At 76.3% G+C, this 3,538-nt stretch carries 1 protein-coding gene; it reads right to left on the bottom strand.

All coding sequences use genetic code 11. The features are described from left to right. Positions 1-754: 754 nt before the first annotated feature. Positions 755-3,379 (bottom strand): LuxR family transcriptional regulator, encoded by a 2,625-nt coding sequence (locus tag GUY61_RS41380; RefSeq protein ID WP_166634544.1) that lies wholly within the window; start codon positions 3,377-3,379, stop codon positions 755-757. Between the last annotated feature and the right edge of the window lie 159 nt (positions 3,380-3,538).

The following is a 3,538-nucleotide window of genomic DNA, read 5'->3' as shown; positions in this document are numbered from 1 at the left end:
AGTGCCGCGTCAGTCAGGGTTTGCCCGCTGAGGAGCGGCGTCCGGTGCGGTGCATCGCAAGGCGGCTGGAAGCCCTCGTAGTGGGCCTACTCGGGCTTTCGGCCAACGCAGCGAGGTGCCGTGCAGGGCGTCGCGACGGGGCGAACCTTGGCTGACGCGGCACTAGAGACCTGCCTGCTGCCCTTTCGGACCGGCACTACTGCCCCTGCGGCGCCGGTCCGCAGGGGCCGCACGCCGTACGCATGGAGGGACGTCGCCCGCCATACCGAAGGCCCTTCCAACCGATGCGTGCATGAGCCCCGGGACGCCCGCCCCAGCGGACGGACTCCAGGTCCCCGCGCCGAGCCGGACCGCCCGTGTCTCCCGCGTCGGCCAGGACCGCACGCTCGGCGGCTTCCCGTTCGGTCCCGAATGCCCCGACCACGAAGGCGACGGCCTCGTCCCCGGCCCGTGGAGGTGCAGGTGCAGGTGCGGGACGGTGCCCAGACCGCCCGCCCGGCCGTCCGTCCGCCTTGGTGGGCACGGTCACCGCGCCGCCCGGCTCACCCGGGGCGCACCACACAGGCAGGGAGACCCTTCCCCGCGTGGCGAAGCGTGCGACCGTGTCCGGCGGCGGACGTCGCCGCAGCCCGGGGACGGGCTTCCGCCGCGGCGGCACACGCGGGCGCCGGAGCGGCGGCACGCGGGCGCCGCGCACCCTCAAGGCGCGGCGCGCGGTGTCCCTTCCGGGCGATCCGCCGCCGGGAGGCCGCCGTCAGACCAGCAGGGCCTCGGCCAGTGCCGTGCGGCCGGTGATTCCCAGCTTGCGATACACCCTGCCCAGGTGGTTCTCCACCGTCCGCACCGACAGCACGCACGTCTCGGCGATCTCCCGGCTGGTGCACCCCCGGGCGGCCATCAGCGCGATGTCCCGCTCCCGGGTGCTCAGTGGCACCGGCGCGGACGCCTCGGCGAGCGCGGGCGTCGCCGCGTCCTGGCACTTCCCGCGCAGCGCCCGCGACCGGGCCGCCGCCCGGGTGGCGCGGCTCTCCCGGCCCCGGCGCCGCCACTCCAGGGCCGCGGCCGCGAGCGCCTCGGCCGCGTACAGGTAGAGGCCCAGCTCCTCCATGCGGCCGGCCACCGCCTCCAGCGCCGCCCCGTCCGGTCCTTCCGCCGCCGCGGCGTGCGCCGCCCTGGCCGCCGCCAGCGGGCCCTGCATCGCGGCGGCCGCGTCCCGCAGTTCGGCGGCGGCGCTCTCGACGCCCCACCGGAGCAGGTCGTGCAGGATGGCCGCCGCCGCGGTCGTCTCCTGCTCCGCGACCGCCTTCCGCGCGGCTCCGAGCATCAGGTGCCGTGCCTGGCTGGTCTTCCCCCGCAGCTGCAGCAGCCACCCGTGGGCGCGCAGTGTGTCGCTCTGGCACAGCGGTGAGGCATCCCTGCCGCTGGCCGGGGCCAGTGCCCCGGCCTCCTGCGCGAGGTGCCCGGCGTGTGCGGACGCCAGTACCAGACCGGCCAGCGCCCGCTGCTCGGCGAAGGGCTGACCGCTCAGCTGCGCGAGCGCGCGGGCCTCACGGAAGTGGGTCAGCGCGTCGGCGACCCGGCCACGTTCCAGGGCAATGCGCCCCCGCACCCAGGCGAACCACACGGTCAGCGCGGGAACCGCGTCACGCATGGCCTCCTGCCCCTCACGGGCGGTCCGCTCCGCCTCGTCGGGGCGCCCGGACTCCAGGAGGGCCGCGGCCACGAGGTAGAGGCTGCGCGCCGGGTAGTACGCGGTCCACCGGTCCGCCAGACCGCAGTGCACGGCGTACGCATCCCGGCCGGTGCGCACCGCGTCCTCCACCCGGCCCGCGGACAGCTGAACGCGCATGTGCGCCTGCAGCAGCAGGACGTCCTCCTGGGTGAAGACGCCCTGTGCCGTGGTCGTTCCGGCGGAGTCCGCGACGGGCGGCGGCTGCCGCTCCAGCAGTCCGGCCGCCTGCCGGTTCCGGCCCACGGCGCTGAGCAGTGCGGCCCGGCAGGCGGTCAGCAGCGGGCGCGGTCCGACGCGGCCGGCGGCCTGCTCCAGCACCTCGTACCCGCGGGTGAACTGCCCCCGGCCGTAGAGGTGATGCTGGGAGAGCGCCGCGGCGGCCGCCTGGACCTCCTCGGGCGACCGGGCCGAGGCGAACGCCCGCTCCAGTACGGGAATGCTCTCGGCGAACTCCCCCCGCTGCCCGAGTGCCTCGCCGAGCATCAGGCCGGCCAGGACGTGCGCGCCGGGGCCCTGCTCCAGGGCCGCGCCGGCGAAGCGGCACATGCCCTCGATGTCACCGGCGTGCAGGGCCTGACCGGCGGCGCGGACCAGCAGGTCGGGGTCGGCGGTTCCGGTGGCGTCGAGCTCCCAGCGGGCCAGGGCGAGGGCGTCGCCGTCGCGCACGGCTCCGTGTGCCCGGACCCGGCCGGCCTGTTCCAGCAGCAGTCGGCGGGCCAGGACCCGAGGGGTGCTGCGGCGCAGCAGCAGGGCATGCCAGGGATGGGCCAGCGCGACCCGCTGGCGCCTGCCGTCGACGGCAACGGTGACGAGTCCCTGCTCCTCGAGGTCCGCCAGTGCGGCCGGGGACACCTGGGCCAGTGCGTCGTCCAGTCCCACCGGACCGCACAGCGCCAGCAGTTGCAGCACGGCGCGCCGGTCCTCGGGCAGGTGGCGGAACCGGCTCTCGGCGGGTGCCTCCAGGATGGCCTGCTCCAGTGGGCGCGCCAGGCACCACACCCCGCCCACCTGGCGCAGAGCGCCCTCCCGCACGGCGGCGCGCAGGAGTTCCCGCGACCACAGGGCGTTGCCGCGGCCGGCCTCCCACAGCGCCCGCGCGGCGGGGGCGGCGACCGGGGCGTCCAGCGCCTTCCGCAGCAGCAGGGCCGTCCCGTCCCGGTCGAAGGCCCGCAGACGCAGATGCTCCAGTGCGTCCTGGCGCCACAGCGTGCGGAACACCCCGGGCCACTCGGCGTCCTGGGGCAGGGTGGCCACCAGGAACACCGACGAGTCGCCGGCCAGCGCGGACAGCAGGGCCAGCGAGGAGGTGTCCAGGTGGTGCGCCTCGTCCACCAGGAGGACGGTGCGGGGCTCCCCCGGGGGAACGGTCAGCGCCCGGCGCACCTCCTGGAAGAGCAGGGCCGGCTCACCGGGACGGACCGGGCACCGCAGTAAGGGCGCGAAGGCCGAGAGCGGTACGTCCGCGGTCGCCTCGCTGGCGAGCAGGCGCACGGTCCGGTGGCGTACCCCGGCCCCGGCGAGGAACTCCTCGGCCAGCCTGCTCTTGCCGACCCCCCGGGCCCCTGTGATCACCACTCCCCTGCAGCCGGCTCGGCGCAGGCCGCCGCGCAGGCGCTCCAGTTCTTCACCGCGTCCGGTGAAAGGCATGGGTGTGCCCTGATCGAAGACAGACATTGACAAACCCCCCGTTGACCGCAGGTGAGACGCGTGGTGACCCCACCCCGGTTGCACCTGTCCGGCCGCGGTCGTGCCGGTCCTGCGGCGGCGGAGCCGTCCGGGCGCGGCGGACCGCGCACGGGCAGGGCA

The organism is Streptomyces sp. GC420 (genome assembly GCF_009916105.1).
In the GTDB taxonomy this organism is placed as follows: domain Bacteria; phylum Actinomycetota; class Actinomycetes; order Streptomycetales; family Streptomycetaceae; genus Streptomyces.
The sequence above is the reverse complement of the archived record's forward strand: the minus strand, read 5'-3'. Positions and strand labels throughout refer to the sequence as shown.

Coding starts and splice junctions, on each gene's coding strand:
- GUY61_RS41380 (WP_166634544.1), bottom strand. CDS start 3,379: ATGCCTTTCACCGGACGCGGTGAAGAACTGGAGCGCCTGCGCGGCGGC.